The 847-nt window shown below is 66.1% G+C and carries 1 pseudogene; it reads left to right on the top strand.

Annotated elements, in window-relative coordinates:
* Window positions 1–847, top strand: a pseudogene (locus ASC85_RS32950) (type IV secretion protein Rhs); the annotation flags it as partial.

Below are 847 nucleotides of genomic sequence, written 5' to 3'. Positions count from 1 at the left end.
CCCTCCAGCGCAACATCCATGGCGACATCAGCCGCCTGGACAACGGTGCCGGGCGCGCCCTGCGCCTGCGTTACGAGCAGCGCCACCTGATCGCCGTCGATTACCAGAGCTTCCATCCCGCTATCACCCTCGACGAAGCCTGGCGGACCGAACAGACGCTGGTGTCCTACCGCTACGACGGACGTTTCCGACTGATTGAAGCGACCAATGCCGCCGGTGAAAGCGAACGCTACGACTACGACGACCAGCACGTCATCCTCCAGCGGCAACTGGCCGGTGGAGCGAGTTTTTATTGGGAGTGGCAAGGCGTCGGGCCGGCGTCTCGCTGCGTACGGCACTGGGCCTCGTTTGCGCAGATGGACAGCCGCTACACCTGGGGCGAAGACGGCAGCGTCACGGTCCAGCACCTGGATGGCAGCCAGGAGGTATATGTCCACGACGAGCGGGCGCGGCTGGTGCGCAAGGTCGAGCCCGACGGCGGCGAGCACCTCAAGGCCTACGACGAACAGGGCCGGCTGACCGAATACCGCTACGACGAGGTCGGACGGCTGGTGGCGCTGCTTCCCCCGGACGAGACGCCGACGTCCTACGAATACCGCAACGGTTTCCTGCACTCCCGTGCGCGCGGCAAGGCCGTGTGGAGCTACCGGCGCAATGCCCGGGGGGACGTGATCGTCCTCATCGACCCGGACGGCCAGCGTACGGAGTATGCCTACGACGCCCACGGGCAACTGCTGGCGACGTATGCCCCGGACGGTGGCGAACATCGCTTCACCTGGAGTCGCCTGGGCCAACTGACCGAAGAGATCCTGCCCGACGGCGGTCGCCGGTGTTTTTCCTACGACGC

The organism is Pseudomonas sp. Root401, from assembly GCF_001425105.1.
GTDB classification, from domain to species: Bacteria; Pseudomonadota; Gammaproteobacteria; order Pseudomonadales; family Pseudomonadaceae; genus Aquipseudomonas; species Aquipseudomonas brassicacearum.
This window is presented reverse-complemented; position numbering and strand designations above follow the sequence as displayed.